General features: G+C 62.4%; 19 protein-coding genes. 10 read left to right on the top strand and 9 right to left on the bottom strand.

All coding sequences use genetic code 11. The features are described 5' to 3' along the window. Positions 1 to 69: 69 nt before the first annotated feature. On the top strand, positions 70 to 969 hold the full coding sequence (locus ATY29_RS30465) for a ribokinase (protein ID WP_097533824.1): 900 nt from the start codon (positions 70 to 72) through the stop codon (positions 967 to 969). Between the two features lie 243 nt (positions 970 to 1,212). Continuing rightward, positions 1,213 to 3,552, top strand: a complete 2,340-nt coding sequence (locus ATY29_RS30470) for a methyl-accepting chemotaxis protein (protein WP_097533656.1) — start codon at positions 1,213 to 1,215, stop codon at positions 3,550 to 3,552. Between the two features lie 73 nt (positions 3,553 to 3,625). Here ATY29_RS30470 and ptsN read toward each other — a convergent pair whose 3' ends face one another. From ptsN to lptC, 7 genes are all read right to left on the bottom strand, one after another. Next, entirely contained in the window at positions 3,626 to 4,090 is a 465-nt protein-coding gene (gene ptsN / locus ATY29_RS30475; protein ID WP_003570770.1) for a PTS IIA-like nitrogen regulatory protein PtsN, read from the bottom strand. Between the two features lie 70 nt (positions 4,091 to 4,160). Further along, on the bottom strand, positions 4,161 to 4,736 hold the full coding sequence (gene hpf, locus ATY29_RS30480; RefSeq protein WP_003570772.1) for a ribosome hibernation-promoting factor, HPF/YfiA family: 576 nt from the start codon (positions 4,734 to 4,736) through the stop codon (positions 4,161 to 4,163). Between the two features lie 293 nt (positions 4,737 to 5,029). Continuing rightward, a complete protein-coding gene (locus ATY29_RS30485; protein ID WP_038573546.1) occupies positions 5,030 to 5,941 on the bottom strand; it encodes a DMT family transporter in 912 nt (303 codons plus the stop codon). An 89-nt stretch (positions 5,942 to 6,030) separates the two neighbouring features. Beyond that, positions 6,031 to 7,593: an RNA polymerase factor sigma-54 gene (rpoN, locus tag ATY29_RS30490; RefSeq protein WP_097533658.1), complete on the bottom strand. Its 1,563-nt coding sequence runs from the start codon at positions 7,591 to 7,593 to the stop codon at positions 6,031 to 6,033. Positions 7,594 to 7,745: 152 nt separating this feature from the next. Next, positions 7,746 to 8,522 (bottom strand): LPS export ABC transporter ATP-binding protein, encoded by a 777-nt coding sequence (gene lptB / locus ATY29_RS30495; RefSeq protein WP_003570776.1) that lies wholly within the window; start codon positions 8,520 to 8,522, stop codon positions 7,746 to 7,748. A gap of 40 nt (positions 8,523 to 8,562) precedes the next feature. Further along, positions 8,563 to 9,201, bottom strand: coding sequence for an LptA/OstA family protein (locus ATY29_RS30500; protein WP_097533660.1), 639 nt, complete (start codon positions 9,199 to 9,201; stop codon positions 8,563 to 8,565). A 15-nt stretch (positions 9,202 to 9,216) separates the two neighbouring features. Further along, positions 9,217 to 9,882, bottom strand: a complete 666-nt coding sequence (gene lptC / locus ATY29_RS30505) for an LPS export ABC transporter periplasmic protein LptC (RefSeq protein WP_003570779.1) — start codon at positions 9,880 to 9,882, stop codon at positions 9,217 to 9,219. 224 nt (positions 9,883 to 10,106) lie between these two features. Between lptC and sppA the strand changes: the two genes are divergently transcribed. The 3 genes from sppA (at position 10,107) to ATY29_RS30520 (ending at position 11,882) form a co-directional block, all read left to right on the top strand. After that, a complete protein-coding gene (sppA, locus tag ATY29_RS30510) occupies positions 10,107 to 11,057 on the top strand; it encodes a signal peptide peptidase SppA (protein ID WP_097533825.1) in 951 nt (316 codons plus the stop codon). 29 nt (positions 11,058 to 11,086) lie between these two features. Continuing rightward, positions 11,087 to 11,386, top strand: a complete 300-nt coding sequence (locus ATY29_RS30515; RefSeq protein ID WP_003544934.1) for an integration host factor subunit beta — start codon at positions 11,087 to 11,089, stop codon at positions 11,384 to 11,386. 163 nt (positions 11,387 to 11,549) lie between these two features. Further along, on the top strand, positions 11,550 to 11,882 hold the full coding sequence (locus tag ATY29_RS30520) for a LapA family protein (protein WP_003570781.1): 333 nt from the start codon (positions 11,550 to 11,552) through the stop codon (positions 11,880 to 11,882). A gap of 33 nt (positions 11,883 to 11,915) precedes the next feature. On the opposite strand, the gene ATY29_RS30525 is transcribed toward ATY29_RS30520, so the two are convergent. Both ATY29_RS30525 and ATY29_RS30530 read right to left on the bottom strand, forming a co-directional pair. Continuing rightward, positions 11,916 to 12,350, bottom strand: coding sequence for a GNAT family N-acetyltransferase (locus ATY29_RS30525; protein WP_003570782.1), 435 nt, complete (start codon positions 12,348 to 12,350; stop codon positions 11,916 to 11,918). A 62-nt stretch (positions 12,351 to 12,412) separates the two neighbouring features. After that, a complete protein-coding gene (locus ATY29_RS30530; protein ID WP_025415210.1) occupies positions 12,413 to 12,868 on the bottom strand; it encodes an SRPBCC family protein in 456 nt (151 codons plus the stop codon). A 101-nt stretch (positions 12,869 to 12,969) separates the two neighbouring features. On the opposite strand from ATY29_RS30530, the gene ATY29_RS30535 reads away from it, so the two are divergent. From ATY29_RS30535 to ATY29_RS30555, 5 genes are all read left to right on the top strand, one after another. Beyond that, complete coding sequence (locus ATY29_RS30535; RefSeq protein ID WP_003570784.1) at positions 12,970 to 13,554, top strand: NUDIX hydrolase; 585 nt, start codon at positions 12,970 to 12,972, stop codon at positions 13,552 to 13,554. Positions 13,555 to 13,678: 124 nt separating this feature from the next. Next, positions 13,679 to 14,776 (top strand): class I SAM-dependent methyltransferase, encoded by a 1,098-nt coding sequence (locus ATY29_RS30540; RefSeq protein WP_025415208.1) that lies wholly within the window; start codon positions 13,679 to 13,681, stop codon positions 14,774 to 14,776. After that, a complete protein-coding gene (locus ATY29_RS30545; RefSeq protein ID WP_097533664.1) occupies positions 14,773 to 15,633 on the top strand; it encodes a TrmH family RNA methyltransferase in 861 nt (286 codons plus the stop codon). Before ATY29_RS30540 ends, ATY29_RS30545 begins: the two co-directional genes overlap by 4 nt. After that, on the top strand, positions 15,630 to 16,133 hold the full coding sequence (gene lspA, locus ATY29_RS30550; protein ID WP_003570788.1) for a signal peptidase II: 504 nt from the start codon (positions 15,630 to 15,632) through the stop codon (positions 16,131 to 16,133). The genes ATY29_RS30545 and lspA overlap by 4 nt, the downstream gene beginning before the upstream one ends. Positions 16,134 to 16,188: 55 nt before the next feature. Next, positions 16,189 to 18,468, top strand: coding sequence for a PAS domain-containing hybrid sensor histidine kinase/response regulator (locus tag ATY29_RS30555; RefSeq protein WP_097533666.1), 2,280 nt, complete (start codon positions 16,189 to 16,191; stop codon positions 18,466 to 18,468). The last annotated feature ends 50 nt before the right edge of the window (positions 18,469 to 18,518 follow it).

The raw sequence follows: 18,518 nt of genomic DNA on the forward strand, positions 1-18,518 counted from the left end.
CAGTGTCTCGCCCGCATGAAACAGTTGGAGCATGATGTCGTCGCATGCTCCAAAAGACGGGACACCCTGATGATCACAGTTTTCGGGTCCATCAATATGGACCTCATCGCCACCACCGACCGTCTGCCGAAGCCCGGCGAAACGGTGGCCGGCAACGGTTTTGCCACGGCCGCCGGCGGCAAGGGCGCCAACCAGGCGCTGGCCGCGCGCCGCGCCGGCCGCTATGTGCATATGGCGGGCGCCGTGGGCAGGGACAGCTTCGCCGCTGATGCCCTTGCCCTGCTCGATGAGGCGGGAACCGATCTTTCTCTCGTTGAACATGTCGATGGCCCCACCGGCACCGCGCTGATCCTTGTCGGCGGCGACGGCGAAAACATGATCGCCGTCGTTCCCGCCGCCAATGGCCTCGTCACATCGGCCGATGCCGAAACCGCGATCGGCGGCATGAGTGAAGGCGATATCCTGATGCTGCAGCTCGAAGTGCCGGTTGATGCCGTCGAACGCGCTTTATCGGCCGCCCGCGCCAAGGGCATCACCAGCATTCTCAACCTTGCTCCGCTAATCCCCGACGCGCCGCGTCTCGGCCGGCTCGCCGATATCGTCATTGCCAACGAGACCGAGTTCGAGCGGCTCGCCGGACAGGAGGGAATGGACGCTCAGGCGCGCGAGGCGGCACTCGTCCGCCTGCATCAGGAGACTGGCCAGACGCTGATCGTGACGCTCGGCGGCGACGGCGTCGTCGCCATCCGCGACGGGGCGATTTCAAGGGCGCAAGGTCTGAAGATCGAACCCGTCGATACGGTCGGCGCCGGCGACACTTTCTGCGGCTACTTCGCGGCCAGCCTCGACGAGGGCCTCGATTTTGCCTCGGCGCTGCGCCGAGCGGCGGTTGCCGGTTCGCTCGCCTGCCTCAAATCAGGGGCGCAGCCTTCGATCCCCACGAGCGCGGACGTCGCAGCCAGAATATAAGTGATGTCTCTTTGCGAAGCCGCCGGCCGAGCCCTTTAATTTTAAGGGGAATTTCTGCGTTTTGCCTCGGCGGACAGCGAAAGTTTCATTCAAATTTAAGGGATCTCCGGCGATGTTGCACGTGGCCGGCGGGTCCCCATTTATTTGGGATCCGGCCGGCGACGCGGCTGCTCCATGAGGGGGCGATGCCTTTGCTGCTGCGCCGGAGAATGCCCGTTCGGCGCATCCTTGCCCGAGGATCTCATGTTCATTTTTAGAATGAAATCGCTGGCGGCGAAACTCATCGTCATCACCGGCATCGCTATCGCACTCGTTCTCATCGTTTCGAACTTTTTCCTCATTGACCAAACCCGGGATCGCGTCCAGACGCTGACGATGGATCAGGCCAACCTCGAGGCCAAATCGATCGCCAATGAAATCGCCGCCAATGTCGGCGAGCTCGCCAGCGCCGCGCGCACCATGACGGGCGTCATAGGCCGCGGCCATGAAGGCAAGTCGCTCGATCGCAAGGGCATGATCAATGTGCTGAAGGCCAATCTCGAGCAGAATGCCTTCGCCTTCGGCAGCTGGTTCTGCGAACAGCTCGGCGCGCTCGACGGCAAGACCAGCGAGATCGCCAACAATAATGACGAAGGCACCAACAAGAACGGCGCCTTCACGCCCTACTGGTCGAAGACCAAGGACGGTGGCATCCAATATTCGACCTTCGACAATGATTATACCGCCGAATGGTGGAAGCTCGCCGCCGACAGCGGCAAGGGTGCGATCACCACGCCTTACCTGGCCGAAGGAACCGACGTTCCGACGCTGCTCACCTCGATCGCCTATCCCGTTATGTCTGATGGCAAGATGATCGGCGTCGGAGGCGTCGACATCTCGCTGAAGTCGCTGACCGACAAGCTGCAGGCGCTGCATCCCTTCGGCTCCGGCCGCGTGACGCTGCTGTCGCAGGCAGGCAACTGGATCGTCGCGCCGATCCCCGACCTGGTGACCAAGCAGTATGACGGCGAAGGCGCCGATGTCGTCAAATCGGCGCTGTCGAGCAAGCAGCCCGGCCTCGTCAGCAACCTCACCTATGACGGCCTCGCCCCCTTCGACCGCGTCGTCTATCCCTTCGCGGTTCCCGGCGTCAACGCCACCTGGGTCGTGCTCGTCGACGTGCCGCATACGGCGATCAACGCGCCGGTGCGGGACCAGACCTATATGATGATCATCAACGGCCTGATCGTGCTCGGCGCCGTCATGCTGGCGCTCTATTTCGCCGTTCGCTCGCTGGTGCAGCGACCGCTTGGCGGGCTGGTTGCCAGCGTCGAAGCGCTCGGCGACGGCAAATATGACGAAGCGGTCGCCGCCCAGCACCGCACCGACGAAATCGGTTCGGTCGCCAAGGCGCTGGAAGGCTTCCGCTTCACGCTGGCCGACAGCCGTCGCCTCGAGGACGAGGCGGCCAGAGAGCGGCAGGCAGCGGAGGGCGAGCGCAGCCGTTCGGAATCGGAACGCCAGCAATCGGTGTCGCTGCAGCGCCGTATCGTCGCGATCGTCGGAACCGGCCTTTCCGAGTTGTCACAAGGCAATCTCGGTTACCGAATCACCGATGAATTCCCCGGCGAATACGGCAAGCTGAAACAGGATTTCAACGCCGCGCTTGCGAGCCTCGAAGAGACCATCAACACGATGAACCTCAGCGTCGCCAATATCGGTTTGGGCACCGGCGAGATCAGCAACAGCGCTTCCGACCTCGCCAAGCGCACCGAACAGCAGGCGGCAAGCCTGGAGGAGACGGCGGCTGCGCTCAACGAACTCACCGCACAGGTCGATTCTAGCGCCGATCATGCCCGCACGGCCGCCGACAATGTCAACCTCGCCTGCCAGGATGCCGAAAAATCCGGCGAAGTGGTGCAGAAGGCGATCGCCTCGATGCAGGGCATCGAACAGTCTTCGACGGAAGTTTCCAGGATCATCGGCGTCATCGACGAGATCGCCTTCCAGACCAACCTATTGGCGCTAAACGCCGGCGTCGAGGCGGCGCGTGCCGGCGAAGCCGGCAAGGGATTTGCCGTCGTCGCCCAGGAGGTGCGTGAACTGGCGCAGCGTTCGGCCAATGCCGCCAAGGAGATCAAGACGCTGATCAACACCTCGGCCGTCCAGGTCAAGGAAGGCGTCGATCTCGTCGGGCGCGCCGGCGGCACGCTGCACAAGATCGCCGAACAGGTGATGAGCATCAACGACCTCATCCGGCAGATCTCCGCATCGGCGAGCGAGCAGGCTGTCGGCCTGAAGGAAATCAACCAGGCCATGAACCAAATGGACCAGGTGACGCAGCAGAACGCGGCGATGGTGGAGGAAGCAACCGCTGCCAGCGTCGCACTCAATGACGAGGCGCAGACGCTGAAGGCGCTTGCCACGCGCTTCCGGGTCGCAGGCTCGGGTAATACAGCCGCGCTCGCCTCGGTGGCGCAAGAGATGCGGGCACCGGCTGCTCCAGCCGCGTCGCATCGCGCTGTCGCCCCGGCTGCGCGCCGCGCGGCTCTCCCCTCACGCGGTTCGGCTGCCGTGGCGCAGGACAATTGGGAAGAGTTCTGAGCGCTCAATCCCTATGAAATGAAGAGGCGCCAGGAAGACCCGGCGCCTTTTTCATTTCAGGGAAAGATGTCGGTCAGGCGGCGTTCGACGTCTGCTCTTCGTTGAGGAAGGCGTAGATCGCCGAAGCGGAATCGGTGGCACGCAGCTTGGCGACCAGATCGTGATCCCGCAGGACGCGGGCGATCCGCGACAGCGCCTTGAGATGATCAGCGCCGGCGCCTTCCGGCGCCAGCAGCAGGAAGACGAGGTCGACAGGCTGGTCGTCCAGAGCCTCGAAATCGACCGGCTGCTCCAGCCGGGCGAAGATGCCGACGATCGAATGGATGTTGACCAGCTTGCCGTGGGGAATAGCGATGCCGTTGCCGACGCCGGTCGAGCCAAGGCGTTCGCGCTGCAGGATGACGTCGAAGATCTCCCGCTCGGAGAGCCCGGTAATCCTGGCGGCTCTTGCGGCCAATTCCTGAAGCAGCTGTTTCTTGGAATTTACTCTGAGGGCGGGAATGATCGCATCCTGATGGAGCAAATCTGCCAATGCCATTTCTTTTTCCTTCTGTCGCCGGGATCAGATGCAAGGAGCGGCGGCGATACCGCCGCTCGGAGCCCTGACCTCAGCCTTTGATATTGGCTGAATCGATCCAGCCAATATTTCCGTCGTGCCGACGGTAAACGATGTTCAAATGTTCCTTGCCGGGGCTGCGGAACAGGAGAAGCGGCTCGTCGGTCATGTCGAGTGCCATCACGGCGGTGGCGACCGACATGGTCTTCAGCTGCTTCGTGCTTTCAGCGACGATCGCCGGGGCGAAATCGTCGGGGATTTCATCCTCATGGTCGGGAACAGAATCCATGACCGTGTAGGAGACTTCTGCAAAACCGTTCAGATGGTTTCCGGCGTGATGGTCCTTCAGCTTGCGCTTGTAGCGGCGCAGGCGCTTTTCGATGCGCTCCGAAGCGGCGTCAAAAGCAAGCTGGGGATCGGTCGCTTCGCCGGCCGCATGCAGTACCACCCCGCTGTCGAGGTGAAGCTTGCAGTCTGCGGAGAAACGAGAACTCGCCTTTTCCACGGTCACCTGGCCGGAATACCCCCCGTCGAAGTATTTCGTGATGGCCATACCAATTTGGTCCTCGATCTTTTGACGGAACGATTCACCAATTTCCATATGTTTACCGGACACACGCACACTCATGGAGTTTCCCTTCTTATCATCGTTTGCGGGTATCAGTTTACGCCAAGCCTCAGGTTCATCCAAGCACTTCGCGCAATCTCAAGCAAGATCGGCGTCAGCCTGCAGGTCCTTGGTGCCCTTCTGATGCTGGGGATAACTCCAGACGCCGTTTACGGCATCGATTGCGGCGGGCTTCTAGCCAGCCGGCAACGAAAAGTCAATAGGGTGCAAAATCGTGACCGCTAATGCTCGCATTACGTGCGTCACGTCCCATGCCACGCAGCGCATCGCGCCGATCAATGGTCCAATGATTGTCAGACGATTCTCTCCCTGGTTGTTCCAAGCCTTGCCGGGATCGTCATGGCTGCGACACCTGATATGACGCAAATGAGTCCGATCCAGGCCGTTGGGCTCAAGCTTTCGCCGAGGAAGACGATGCCGATCGTCACTCCGATCGGCACCCTGAGATAGGCTTGCGAGGTCGTACCCACAGACCCCAGCGTCTGGACGAGACGGAAATAGATTGCAAAGGCGAGGGCTGTCGAAAAGGCGGAAAGGGCAAGCAGCGCCAGCACCGATGCCGCCGAGGGATCGAGCGTCCACGGTCGATCGACGACGAGGCTGACGGGCAGCAGAATGACAGCACCTGAGATCAACGAGCCGGCCGCCGGCACGGCGGGATCGAGCCCCTTGAAGTTTTTGCTGAAAATCGCGGCACCGGCATAGCAGGCGGTCGCCAGGATGATGGCGATCTGCGCCATCAGGCTTTCGCCGAGACCACTGAGCGCTTCGACGCCGATGACGAGACAGATCCCTGCAAGTCCTGCCATGACGCCGAAAAGCTTTCGAGCCGTCACCTGTTCGTGTCGGACTATCAGCACGGTCAGCAGGAAGGTGAAGATTGGCGTCGCCGAATTGAGGATCACCGCCAGCCCGGCATCGACGGATTGCTCCGCCCAGGCGATCAGCGTGAAGGGAATGACGCTGTTCAGACAGGCCTGGAGGAAGAAGCGCCGCCACGTCGCGCGGTCAGTGGGCAGGCGGATTTGCCGGTGTCGGAGGACGGCAAGCAGGATGGCGCCGGCAATCAGCGTGCGCGCGGCGATCAACGTCACCGGCGGAATGGTCTCGACGCCGATTTTGATGAAGGTATAGGAGGCGCCCCAGAGGGTGGCCAGCGCCAGCAGCAGGGAAAGCTCCCGGGCAAGATTCGGCTTTTGCGGCATGGTAGGTATTTCGCTGTTGGTTCAAGACACCGGAGGAATAGCGGAATTTGCCGGCCGGATGCTTCGATCAAGGCCGAAGCGTTGCCGCATCAAAAGCCGGCGACCTTGGCGAGCGCCCGCTTTTCGCGGCGGCGCTGGACCGACGAGGCGATGTTCATGGCCTCGCGGTATTTGGCAACTGTGCGGCGGGCGAGATCGACGCCGCCCTTCTTCAGCATGTCGACGATATCGTCGTCGGACAGTACCGCCTCCGGGCTCTCCTGCATGATCAGCGCGCGGATCTTGTGACGCACGGCCTCGGCCGAATGGCTGTCGCCGCCGGCGACGGCGCTGATTGAGACGGTAAAGAAATATTTGAGCTCGAATAGGCCGCGTGGCGTCAGCATGTATTTGTTCGAGGTGACGCGGCTGACGGTGGATTCGTGCATTTTGATCGCCTCGGCGACCGTCTTCAGGTTCAGCGGGCGCAGGTGGTCGACACCGTTCAGCAGGAAGGCATCCTGCTGGCGGACGATCTCGCTTGCCACCTTCATGATGGTCTTCGCCCGCTGATCGAGGCTGCGCGTCAGCCAATTGGCGCTCTGCAGGCATTCGGACAGGAAGGCGTGATCCTCGCCGTTCCTGGTCACGCGAGAAAAATAGGACTGATTGACAAGCACGCGCGGCAGCGTATCCGGATTGAGCTCGACCAGCCAGCCGCCCTCCGAGGAGGACCTGACGACCACATCGGGCATGATCGCTTCGGAAACGCCGGTCTCGAAACCGCTGCCGGGCTTGGGATTGAGCTGACGGATTTCGCCGAGCATGTCGAGAAGGTCTTCCTCGTCGACGCCGCAGAGCCGCTTCAGCGTGGCAAAATCGCGCCGCGCCAGCAGTTCGAGGTTTTCGACGAGCGCCTGCATGGCCGGATCGTACCGGTCCTTCTGCTTGAGCTGGATCGCCAGGCATTCGGCGAGGCTGCGGGCGAAAACCCCCGGCGGGTCGAGCGTCTGCAGAGCGGCCAGCACGCGCTCGGCCGCAGTCAGGCTGGTGCCCAGCCGTTCGCCGGTCTCGACGAGATCGACTTGCAGATAACCGGCATCGTCGAGCTGATCGACAAAGTTCTGGGCGATCAGCCGATCGGCGATGTCGGGCAGAACGAAGGGGATCTGCTGGGCGAGATGATCGCGCAGCGACACCTGGCCGGCGACGAAATCGTCGAGATCGTAATCGGCGCCCTCGCCGCCGCTGCCCGGCATCGATTTCCACTGGCCGACAAGCTCCGGCGCATCGGGGCGCTGCGGCGCGCTGTCATCGGGAAAGACATTGGTGTAATTGGCGTCGAGCTCGTCGTTCAGCCGGCTGGTGCTGGCGCTGCCGCCATTGTCGTACCAGTCGCTGGAGAGCGCCTCGGTGCGGTTGTCATCGCCGTCGTCGGAGCCCGCATCCTCCGGTGAACGGGCGTAAGGTTCGTCCTCGGCTTCGCCGCGTTCTTGCCCTGCCTCGCCGTCATTCGACGGGAATTCGAGCAGCGGGTTCTTTTCCACTTCCTGGGCGATGAACTGGGTGAGTTCGACATGCGTCATCTGCAGCAGCTGGATGGATTGCATCAGCTGCGGTGTCATCACCAGGGATTGGTTCTGGCGCAGGAAAAGACTGGCGGACAGTGCCATGACGGACGCGAAACTCCCTCGATTCCTCCGGGAAACCGTGTCCGATCAAGGCTTCAGGCCACGGAAATCCAACTTGGCCCAAAAATTGCTCTTTTGTGGTATTTGGTCAAGCGGAACTATGCCGCAAGGTGAATTTCTGAGGGACCGGCCGTTCACAGGCTGAAATTGTCGCCGAGATAAAGCCGGCGCACTTCCGGGTTGTTGACGATGTCGTTCGCCCGGCCATGGGTCAGCACTTCACCGGCATGGATGATGTAGGCCCGGTCGATCAGACCCAGCGTCTCGCGCACATTGTGGTCGGTGATCAGAACGCCGATGCCGCGCGCCGTGAGGTGGTGGACGAGATTCTGGATGTCGGCGACCGAGATCGGGTCGACGCCGGCGAAGGGTTCGTCGAGCAGCATGAAGGTCGGGTCGGTCGCCAGCGCACGGGCGATTTCGAGGCGGCGGCGCTCACCACCCGACAGGGCGACGGCGGCGCTCTTGCGCAGCTTTTGGATATGGAATTCTTCCAGCAGCTCGTTCAGCTTCTGCTCGCGCTCGGCCTTGTCCTTGACGTGCACTTCCAGGACGGCGCGAATGTTTTCTTCCACGGTCAGGCCGCGAAAAATCGAGGCTTCCTGAGGCAGGTAGCCGACGCCGAGGCGGGAGCGGCGGTACATCGGCATGGTCGTAACGTCGTTGCCGTCGATCTCGATCGTGCCTTCATCGACCGGCACGAGGCCGGTGATCATGTAAAAACAGGTGGTTTTGCCGGCACCGTTCGGGCCGAGCAGGCCGACAGCCTCGCCACGGCGCACCACCAGCGAGACGCCGTTCACGACGCGACGCGTCGCATAGGTCTTCGTCAGACCGCGTGCGATCAGCGTTCCCTGATAGCGGCTTTTGTCGGCGGCGCCCGCAGCTTGTGGCTCGGGCTGGCCGAACATGGTGGATAGCGATGATAATTTCACGTGGGAGGCCGGCTTCTCAGTTCTGCTTCTGCTGCGCATTCGGCTGCGATTTTGGATCGAGCTGAATCTGGACACGCCCGCCGCAGCTTTCAAGCTCCGCCTGGCCGGTTTGCATGTGAACGGTCAGTTTGCAGCCGGTGAAGACGTTCGGTCCGTCCGACAGAATAACCTTGTTGCCCTGATCGGCCGTGAGGATGAATGTCTGCGAAGCCATATCGAAATTGCCGTCATCGGCGGTCGCAGTCTGCGTGCCTGAGGTCAGCAGAACCTTGTCGGTGACCAGGATCTTGTCGATATCGGCACTCCCCGATGCAAGCGAACCGGACTGCGCTGCGGGTTGGGCCGCCGGTTGCGTCGCATCAGCGGCCGGCTTTGCCGCCTTGTCCTTGTAATAGACGGTCATCTTGCCGGACTGCATCGTCGTCGTCCCCTGGACGACCTTGACCTTGCCGGTGAACAGCGCGGTGTGCTCCTGGTCGTGAATCTCGAGCTTGTCGCTTTCGATCTGGATCGGCTGGTCGTTGGATAGCTTCATGCCCGACATCGTGGCGGCCTGCTGTGCGCTCGCGCCAGAAGCCGTCAGAATAAGGGCGAATGCGGCGGCAGCGAATGCCATACCGGTCTTGCAAGTGGAAATGCGACAATCTTTTGTCATGGATGACCCGGCTGGTTAAGTGCCCTGTTTATGGATGGTGGATGGATCGACATTCATGCGAACATTCCCCTCGAATGTGATCACCCGCCCCTTATCGGTTATCTCCATCGTCTTCGCAACAATGGAGGCATTGTCCTTGGTGATGGTGACGGGGTCGTCACTGCGCATGTTTCCGCCCTTGATGTCGAGGCGGGCGGACTGGAAATTCGCGTTGAGACCGCTGCTCAGCACCAAGGTGAAAGGGGCCGTCATATGCAGGTTGTCGGTGGCGCGATTGTAATCGGCGGTCGAAGCGACGACGCGGGCGATCAGGCCGTCGTTCATTGGCACGGCCGCCTTGATGGTCTCCAGCGTGATGAGATCGGGATTGCGGATATCCTGCAGCGCCCGTTCGGCCAGCATCGAATAGTTGATGCCGTCGGAATTGCGGCCAGAGATCGCCGGCTTTTCCATGACGACCTTGCCGTTCTCGATCTTGGCGCCTTCCATCTTGATGTTCTCGGGCAAATAGATGCTGACCAACGCCACCGCCGCGAGGCCGGCGCCGATGACGAGGGCTGCCACCGGCAGCAAAATCTTCAGCCGCCGCACGCGGGCGGAATGGAACAACGCATCGCCATAGGCGCTCCTGCCGGAGCGCGCATAGGCGGCGTTTCCGTTGTTCTTCAGGGTATCGAGCATAGGTCTCGTTCCATGTGCGGTGATTGCCGCGCCTTGTAACAAAGCCGGCCGCCAATCACAGTTCGTTTCGCATTATTACATTGGCTTGCCAATATGGAATTTTTTCTGCAACAAGCAACAAAACGGAAAAACATCAAAAAGTGGCATTCGTACGCGCCGCTGCCACCTATTTCACCGATCCATCGGCGAGCATGCCGAAGCCGGGTCCAGCGCTGGAGGTTTCTATGGACAGTTCGATGATCGCAGATCGCCGGCGGCTGCGCCGCAAGCTGTGGTTCTGGCGCCTCTTCACGGTCGCCGTCTTGGTGGCGCTCGGTTTTGCCTTCTACAGCTTCGCCGTCGGCGACACCAAGACCAGCCGCCCGCATATCGCCCATGTGACGATATCGGGGCTGATCGTCGATGACGACAAGCTTCTGGAGCGGCTGAAGAAGGTCGAGACCAGCGACCAAGTCAAGGCCGCGGTGATCTCGATCTCCTCGCCCGGCGGCACGACCTATGGCGGCGAAAAGGTCTTCAAGGCGATCCGTGCGATCGCAGCCAAGAAGCCAGTGGTTTCCGACGTCCGCACGCTTGCCGCCTCCGCCGGCTATATGATCGCCACCGCCGGCGATACGATCATTGCCGGCGACAGCTCGATCACCGGCTCGATCGGCGTCATCTTCCAATATCCGCAGATCCAGCCGCTGCTCGACAAGATCGGCGTCTCGCTGCAGGAAATCAAATCTTCGCCGCTGAAGGCCGAGCCCTCGCCCTTCCACGAGGCGAGCGAAGAGGCCAAGGCGATGATCCGCAACATGGTGGTCGACAGCTATAGCTGGTTCGTCGATTTGGTCGCCGACCGGCGCAAGCTGCCGCGCGACGAGGTGCTGAAACTCGCCGACGGCACGATCTATACCGGCCGTCAGGCGCTCAAGGTAAAACTCGTCGATACGATCGGCGGCGAGCCGGAAATCCGGGCCTATCTCAAATCGCGCGGCGTTGACGCCGACCTGCCGATGGTCGACTGGGACAAGAAGAGCAATACGCCTTTTCTGCTCGCTGGAGCTGTTTCGCGGTTGATTACGATCTTCGGTTATGATGATCTCTTGAAAGGCCAGGATATCAATGGAATCCTGCCCCCAAAGTTGCTTCTTGACGGGCTGCTTTCAGTTTGGCAGGTTGGCCACGATTGATAAGAAATCAATAATTTAAGGGGGCGAACGTGATCAAGTCCGAATTGGTGCAGATTGTTGCAGCACGCAACCCGCATCTCTATCATCGCGACGTCGAAAATATCGTCAACGCGGTTCTCGACGAGATCACGGATGCACTGGCTGCGGGCAACCGCGTCGAATTGCGCGGCTTCGGCGCGTTTTCGGTGAAGAACCGCCCGTCGCGCTCCGGCCGCAACCCGCGCACCGGCGATACCGTCTTCGTCGAGGAGAAGTGGGTTCCCTTCTTCAAGACCGGCAAGGAGCTGCGCGAGCGGCTCAATCCCGGCCAGGCCGACGAAGAGGATTGAGCGGCGCAAGCCGCCTGCGGCGAATCCGCACTTGAACTCGAAGACCGTTTTCCTATTCTGCTCACGCATCGGCCCCGAAAATCGGAATCGATTTTCGGGGCCGATGCGTAGTTACAACGCACCGCTCAAACAGGGCGGCGCCATCCGACGCATGGAGACCCCAATGGCCAAGAAGATCGTCAACCTGTTGATTCTGCTGCCGCTCGGCGTCATTCTCATCGTCTTCTGCGTCGCCAACCGGCAAAGCGTCACGCTCGCCTTCAATCCGTTCCGGCCGGAAGATCAGGTGCTTGCGGTTTCCGCGCCCTTCTTCGTCTTCCTGGTGGTTGCGCTGATCGCAGGCATGCTGATCGGCTCGGCCGCCACCTGGTTCAGCCAGGGCAAACACCGCAAGCGCGCCCGCACCGAGGCCAAGGAAGCCATCCGCTGGCAGGGCGAGGCCGACCGCCACAAGAGCCGCGCCGAGGAAATCGCCGGGCAGCTTCCGGCACGATAGACCGGCCCGATTCCGCCGATGCTTCGGCATCGGTCAGACCGGAAAAAAGCTCAGCTCCTCGTAGTCGCCCTCCGGCGACGTGCCGTTGCCAGTGACGCGAAAACCATGGGCGAGGTAGAAAGCCTTGGCCCGCCGGTTCTTCACCAGGCACTTCAGCCGGTAGTGGTGTTGCGGCCATTCCGGCAGCGCCTGCAGCAGCGCCGTACCGGCGCCGAAGCCCTGGTAGTCCCGGCTGATATAGAGCATGTGGATGAAATCATCGGCCGGCCAGAGCGACAGGAAGCCGGCTACATCGCCGTTTTCATGCTCGCAGACGAAGACCGTCTCGCCATTGGTATGGGCGGCGAAATCTTCGCGGTAAAACTTACCGGGATCGACCCAGAGGAATGTTTCGCGCCGCACGGAAAGATAAATCTCCGCGAGCATTTCCTGGTCTTCCGCCCGCGGCGGCCTGATGGTCCACGTCATGACGTCGATTTAACCCAAGCTCCCAGGCGCGCCAAGCTTAAAGCGTGTGCCCTCGACTGCGATCAGCCGGCCGCCATCCTTGCGACGACGGCGGCATTGAAATCCGAAAAGAACCCTTCGGCGAGCCTCTGCGAGGTCGCATCGAGCAGGCGTGCCCCGAACTGGGCAAGCCTGCCGCCGAGTTCGGCTTTTGCCCGATAATGCAGGATGGTGTTAGCGCCGCTTTCTTCGAGCACGACATCGGCGCTGCCTCTGGCGAAGCCGGCAAGACCACCCTTGCCTTCGGCCGACAGCGTGTAGCTCTTCGGCGCATCGACATTGGAAAGCGTCAACAGCCCGTGGAAGGTGGCCGACAGCAGGCTGAACCTGACCTTGATCGTCGCCTCGAAGCTATCAGGCGACAGCCGTTCGATGCTCTGGCAGCCTGGAATGCAGCCGCGCATGATCTCGGGATCGTTGAGCGCCGCCCAGACGACATCCCGTGGCGCGGCGATGCGTTCTTCGCCGGTGAAATCCATTCGATAGCCCCATCTTCGATTCGCTCACCTTATCCCAGCGGCGAGGCTATTTGCCACGCCGGAAAGGAATGTTATCTGGCGTTCGAAGCAAGGAACCGGCGATGGACGACGAACTGAAGCCCTGGAGCGTGACGGCAAGCCGCATCTCTTATGAGGACCGCTGGATCCGGCTGCGAAGCGACGACTGCATCACCGCCGATGGGACCGTCATCGCCCCCTTCCATGTGCTCGACTATCCCGACTGGATCAACGTCATCCCGATCATGCCTGACGGGCGTGTGTTGCTGACGCGGGAATACCGGCACGGTCGCGGCGAGATCATCCATGGGCTCGTCGCCGGCGGTGTCGAGCGCGGCGACAGCGAGACCGGCGATGCGGGGCTGGCGGCAGCCCGACGCGAACTGCGGGAGGAGACCGGTTATGACGCTTCAACCTTCGTCAAGCTGCTGACCTCCTATCCGAATGCCGCCAGCCACAGCAATACGGTGACGAGCTGGCTGGCGCTCGGCCTCAGCCGGGCCGGCGAACCGCGTTTCGACCCAGGCGAAAAGGTCGAGCTGCTGTTTGCGGATCTTGCCGCCATCCTTGGCGACCTGCAGTCCGGCGCGGTCATCATGCAGTCGATGCATATCGCAGCTCTTTATGCGGCGGAAAGCTGGCTTCGCAGGCGCTCATCCGAGACTTGAAATAAATGCCGCGCCGGCGCGCAGTTGATCCGGCACGGTTTTCTGGGCTACTGCATAATTTCAAAAGGGTCCTGTTGAGCGCAGACCCTTTAACGACACCCCGACAGAGACGCGGAAGAGCACCTTGAAACAAAGAGAACGCCGGCCGGGCCAGAAGAAGACATCAGGTCCTGCCGGCGAAAGCCGCAGGGACGATCGGGCCGGCCGGCCGCCGAAGCCGGTCGCCCGGCCGGCCGTCAGCCGCGAGACGGTGCGCGAGCCTGCCGTGCCTGCCGCGGTCGAGCGGCCGCTGATGACACGCCGCGGCGAGCGTCCGGCCGAGCGCGTACCCGTCATCCTCGAATCGCTCGGAGCCGGCGACTTCCACCTGATCGACAGCGGCAATGGCGAAAAGCTGGAGCAATACGGCCCCTACCGCATCATCCGCCCGGAGGCACAGGCGCTGTGGCGGCCTTCGCTGCCCTCCCACGTCTGGGAAAAGGTCGATGCCGCCTTCACCGGCGATACCGACGAGGAAGGCACCGGCCGCTGGCGCTTCCCGAAGGAAGCGCTCGGCGAGACTTGGCCGCTCAATCTGCTCGGCGTCGATTTCCACGGCCGTTTCACCTCCTTTCGTCATGTCGGCGTCTTCCCGGAACAGATCGTGCACTGGAGCTGGACGAAGGATCAGGTCGAAAAGGCCGGCCGGCCGCTAAAGGTGCTGAACCTGTTCGGATATACCGGCGTCGCCTCGCTGGTTGCCGCCGCAGCCGGCGCCGAAGTCACCCATGTCGACGCCTCGAAGAAGGCGATCGGCTGGGCGCGGGAAAACCAGGCGCTCGGGCGCATGGAGAAGCTGCCGATCCGCTGGATCTGCGAGGATGCGATGAAATTCATCCTGCGCGAGGAACGGCGCGGCAGCCAATACGACATCATCCTCACCGATCCGCCGAAATTCGGCCGCGGCCCGAACGGCGAGGTCTGGCATCTGTTCGAGCATCTCCCCCTGATGCTCGATGTCTGCCGCGAAATCCTGTCGCCGACGGCGGTCGGTCTGGTGCTGACGGCCTATTCGATCCGCGCCAGCTTCTATTCGATCCACGAGCTGATGCGCGAGACGATGCGGGGCGCCGGCGGGGCGGTCGAATCCGGCGAGCTGGTCATCCGCGAGGCAGGCCTCGACGGCAAGACGCCGGGCCGCGCGCTTTCCACCTCCCTCTTTTCCCGCTGGGTGCCGAAATGAGCAAGGACTTCCACGATCACGGACCGCGCAGGGTCGGCCAGGTGAAGGAAGTCACCTCGCTTGCCAATCCGATCATCAAGGACATCAAGGCGCTAACCAACAAGAAGTCGCGCGAGGAAAGCGGAACTTTCCTGGCCGAAGGACTGAAACTCGTCATCGATGCGATCGAGCTCGGCTGGACGATCCGCACGCTGGTCTATGCCAAAGCCGCCAAAGGCAAGCCGCTGGTCGAGCAGATGGCGGCAAGGACCGTCGCCTCGGGCGGGCTGGTGCTCGAAGTCAGCGAAAAGGTCATCGCCTCGATCACCCGGCGCGACAATCCGCAGATGGTCGTCGGCATCTTCGAGCAGCGCTGGAAATCGCTCAAGGACATCCGGCCGAGGGAGGGCGAGACCTGGGTAGCGCTCGACCGGGTGCGTGATCCGGGCAATCTCGGCACCATCATCCGCACAGCCGATGCGGCCGGCGCTTCCGGCATCATTCTGATCGGAGAGACAACCGATCCCTTCTCGCTCGAAACGGTGCGAGCCACCATGGGCTCGGTGTTTGCCGTTCCCGTGGCAAGGGCGACGCCGGAGGAGTTCATCGCCTGGCGGAAATCGGCCGGCGTTTCCGTCGTTGCGACACATCTTGCCGGCGCGGTCGATTACCGCACGATCGACTACCGGAATAAGCCCACCGTACTCTTGATGGGCAACGAGCAATCCGGCCTGCCGGAGCAACTGGCCAGGGAGGCCGATGCGCTTGCCCGCATCCCGCAGCAGGGCCGCGCCGATTCGCTGAACCTCGCCGTCGCCACCGCCGTCATGCTCTTTGAGGCGCGCCGCCACCTCCTCTCACTTGCCGAGGGCAAATGACTGAACCGACGTCTATCCGCCCCGCGCTGTTTTCGCGCCCGGCGCCGATCCTCTTCTTCATCATCGTCGCCGTGCTCATCGACCAGATCGTCAAGATTGCCGTCGATCATACCCTGCCGCTGCAGGAGGCGGTGCCCGTCATTCCGATGCTGGCGCTCTACCGCACCTATAATCTCGGCGTTGCCTTTTCGATGCTGGAGGGCATGGACGGCTGGTTCATCGTCGGCATGCGGCTGATCATCGTCGCCTTCGTCATCTGGCTGTGGTACCGCACGGCTAAGGACCGCTGGCTCGCCCATCTCGGCTATGCGCTGATCATTGCCGGGGCGATCGGCAATCTTGTCGACCGCTTCGCCTACGGCCATGTGATCGACTACATCCTCTTTTACACCGAAAGCTGGTCCTTCGCGGTGTTCAACCTCGCCGACAGCTTCATCACCATCGGCGCCGGCTGCGTCATTCTCGACGAGCTGCTGCTGCCAAAAAAGGCCGGCCGCTAAAATCTTATCGATTTCCTGAAGGCATTCGGAAGAGGCCTCATGTTAGCCAGATAGCATGCAGAGTCTGGGACAATTGCAGGAAACATTGTCCGCCGCCTTCGGCGGACCCGCCGCCAAGCCGCGTGAAGAGCGGATGGCGGGGTACTCCTCGCGACCGCGCGCATCGGCGCCTCAGGCAGCCGATGACCGCCAGACAAGGCCTGCAGCGACACGGCGCCTGCTGGTCTACTGGCTTGGCGGCGCAGGCCTGCTTGCCGCGATGATCCTGACGCTGCTTGCCCATGCCGGCGATCCGCTGCTGCTGTCGGGCGGGCTTGTCGTTCTCGGCCTTGCCGTCATCGCCAGTTATGCCGTCCTGATGGTTCGCCGACGCCGGCGCCCCAGCGGCGGCAAATCCTTGCCGGACTGGAGCGATGGCGCAAAGCTGTTTGCCGATGTGCACGACGTACTCGGCGATATCACCGTCAGCCGCAGCATGGACCGGCGCATCATCTCCGCCAACGACACGTTTCGCCGCCTGACCGGACGGCTGCGTCCGGAGGGACTGAGCTGCGAGGAGATCGGGCTCGCCTTCCGTCCCGGCCCGATACCGCATTGCTTCGACGTCGAGATTTCGACGCCGGACGGCCAGCGCATCTTTCTCTGGCGCGACGTCGTCACCCGCGATCCGGCTAACGGCCGTCTGCTGCTGCAGAGCGTGGCGCGTGATGTGACCGACGAGAGGCTGATCGCGCAGGGCCGCGAAGAGGCCCGCCAGAAAGCCGAATATAACAGCGCCGCCAAATCGCGGCTGCTTGCCACCGTCAGCCACGAGGTGCGCACGCCGCTTTCCGGCATCCTCGGCATGACGCACCTGCTCGCCGAGACGCGGCTGACGCAGGAGCAGCAGGACTATCTAGCGAATATCCGCCAGTCCGGCCACGCGCTGACGCAACTGGTCGAGGATCTGCTCGATTTCTCCACCATCGAGGTCGGTCGCTTTGCGCTGCATCCACGCTCGGAATCGCTGCGCAAGCTGCTCGAAAGCGTGGTCGAGATGCTCGCCCACCGGGCGCATGAAAAAGGCATCGAGATCGGCGCCACGGTGTCATCCGACGTGCCGGAGAATATGAGCTTCGATCCGGCGCGGCTGCGCCAGGTTCTCTTCAACGTCATCGGCAATGCCGTGAAGTTCACCCAGGTCGGCGGCGTTTTCATCCGCGTGTCGCTCGACGTCGACGACCTGTCGATCACCGTCACCGATACTGGTCCGGGCATGACGGCCGAGGAGCAGGCGCGCGTCTTCGGCGAATTCGAGCAAGGCGGGAGCGTCGCCGACAAGAGCAGCGGCACCGGGCTTGGCCTTGCCATCTCCGCCCGCATCATGCGCGAATTCAACGGCACGCTGACGGTAGCCGGCGAAAACGGCAGAGGCAGCGAATTCACCATCCGCTTCCCTGTCGATATCGGCAGCGAGCGCCCCGACCGGCGCAATACGCTGCTTGCCGGCAACAGCGTCGTGCTGTTGGCACCGGCAGGGGCAGCGCGCGCCGCCATCGCCGAGACGATCGCAGCACTCGGCGGCCTCTGCCATCTTGTTGCCGACGGCGAGAGCGCCCGGGCAACGCTGCTCGGCCTGGCAAACAGCGGAAAGCGGCCGACCGACATCATCATCGACCATCGTATGTCGGCGGAATTTTCCGCCCATCTTGCCGACCGCGCCGAAATCGCAGCCCTTGGCCTGCGCAAAGTGCTGCTCGTCAATCCGGAGGAGCGCAGCGCCCATCCGCTTGATCTTTTCGACGCCTGGCTGATCCGGCCGCTGCGCGAACAATCGCTGATCGACGTGCTGCGCGGGCGCATGCGCGGCATGGAGAAGCGCGACGCGCTGAACGACAATCAGCCGGGGTTCGGCCTGTCGATGGCGGAGACGATGGTTGCCGCCAGCGGGCTGAACATCCTGCTGGGCGAGGACGATCCGATCAATGCCATGCTGGTGCGCGTCGTCCTTGAGAAGGGCGGGCACAAGGTGCGCCATGTCGAGGATTTCGAGGCACTTCTCGACTGCGCCCTGTGCGAGGCGAATGCCCGGCCGGACATCATCATCAGCGACCTGTCGATGCCTGGCGGCAACGGCATCGATATGCTCGGACGGCTGCGCGGCCACGAGAGACGGCTCGATCTTGCCCCTGTGCCGGTGATTGTGCTGACCGCCGACAAGAGCGACGAATCGCGCCGGCAGGTCTTGCTGAACGGCGCCAACCGCGTCATGGTCAAGCCGGTCGACCCGGTGCGCCTGCTGACCGAAGTTCAGGCGGTCGCCGCACTTTCCGCCCGCCGGGCAGAGGCGCGATAACGTGCCGCGGCGGGCTGCCTGCTTCTTGCGTTCAGAAATTCAATATGTCA

The organism is Rhizobium hidalgonense, assembly GCF_002914525.1.
In the GTDB taxonomy this organism is placed as follows: domain Bacteria; phylum Pseudomonadota; class Alphaproteobacteria; order Rhizobiales; family Rhizobiaceae; genus Rhizobium; species Rhizobium hidalgonense.

What these genes read in the sequence shown, in the direction of transcription:
- ATY29_RS30465 (WP_097533824.1), top strand. Translation starts at nt 70, where the DNA reads ATGATCACAGTTTTCGGGTCCATCAATATGGACCTCATCGCCACCACC.
- ATY29_RS30470 (WP_097533656.1), top strand. Translation starts at nt 1,213, where the DNA reads ATGTTCATTTTTAGAATGAAATCGCTGGCGGCGAAACTCATCGTCATC.
- ptsN (WP_003570770.1), bottom strand. Translation starts at nt 4,090, where the DNA reads ATGGCATTGGCAGATTTGCTCCATCAGGATGCGATCATTCCCGCCCTC.
- hpf (WP_003570772.1), bottom strand. Translation starts at nt 4,736, where the DNA reads ATGAGTGTGCGTGTGTCCGGTAAACATATGGAAATTGGTGAATCGTTC.
- ATY29_RS30485 (WP_038573546.1), bottom strand. Translation starts at nt 5,941, where the DNA reads ATGCCGCAAAAGCCGAATCTTGCCCGGGAGCTTTCCCTGCTGCTGGCG.
- rpoN (WP_097533658.1), bottom strand. Translation starts at nt 7,593, where the DNA reads ATGGCACTGTCCGCCAGTCTTTTCCTGCGCCAGAACCAATCCCTGGTG.
- lptB (WP_003570776.1), bottom strand. Translation starts at nt 8,522, where the DNA reads ATGTTCGGCCAGCCCGAGCCACAAGCTGCGGGCGCCGCCGACAAAAGC.
- ATY29_RS30500 (WP_097533660.1), bottom strand. Translation starts at nt 9,201, where the DNA reads ATGACAAAAGATTGTCGCATTTCCACTTGCAAGACCGGTATGGCATTC.
- lptC (WP_003570779.1), bottom strand. Translation starts at nt 9,882, where the DNA reads ATGCTCGATACCCTGAAGAACAACGGAAACGCCGCCTATGCGCGCTCC.
- sppA (WP_097533825.1), top strand. Translation starts at nt 10,107, where the DNA reads ATGGACAGTTCGATGATCGCAGATCGCCGGCGGCTGCGCCGCAAGCTG.
- ATY29_RS30520 (WP_003570781.1), top strand. Translation starts at nt 11,550, where the DNA reads ATGGCCAAGAAGATCGTCAACCTGTTGATTCTGCTGCCGCTCGGCGTC.
- ATY29_RS30525 (WP_003570782.1), bottom strand. Translation starts at nt 12,350, where the DNA reads ATGACGTGGACCATCAGGCCGCCGCGGGCGGAAGACCAGGAAATGCTC.
- ATY29_RS30530 (WP_025415210.1), bottom strand. Translation starts at nt 12,868, where the DNA reads ATGGATTTCACCGGCGAAGAACGCATCGCCGCGCCACGGGATGTCGTC.
- ATY29_RS30535 (WP_003570784.1), top strand. Translation starts at nt 12,970, where the DNA reads ATGGACGACGAACTGAAGCCCTGGAGCGTGACGGCAAGCCGCATCTCT.
- ATY29_RS30545 (WP_097533664.1), top strand. Translation starts at nt 14,773, where the DNA reads ATGAGCAAGGACTTCCACGATCACGGACCGCGCAGGGTCGGCCAGGTG.
- lspA (WP_003570788.1), top strand. Translation starts at nt 15,630, where the DNA reads ATGACTGAACCGACGTCTATCCGCCCCGCGCTGTTTTCGCGCCCGGCG.
- ATY29_RS30555 (WP_097533666.1), top strand. Translation starts at nt 16,189, where the DNA reads ATGCAGAGTCTGGGACAATTGCAGGAAACATTGTCCGCCGCCTTCGGC.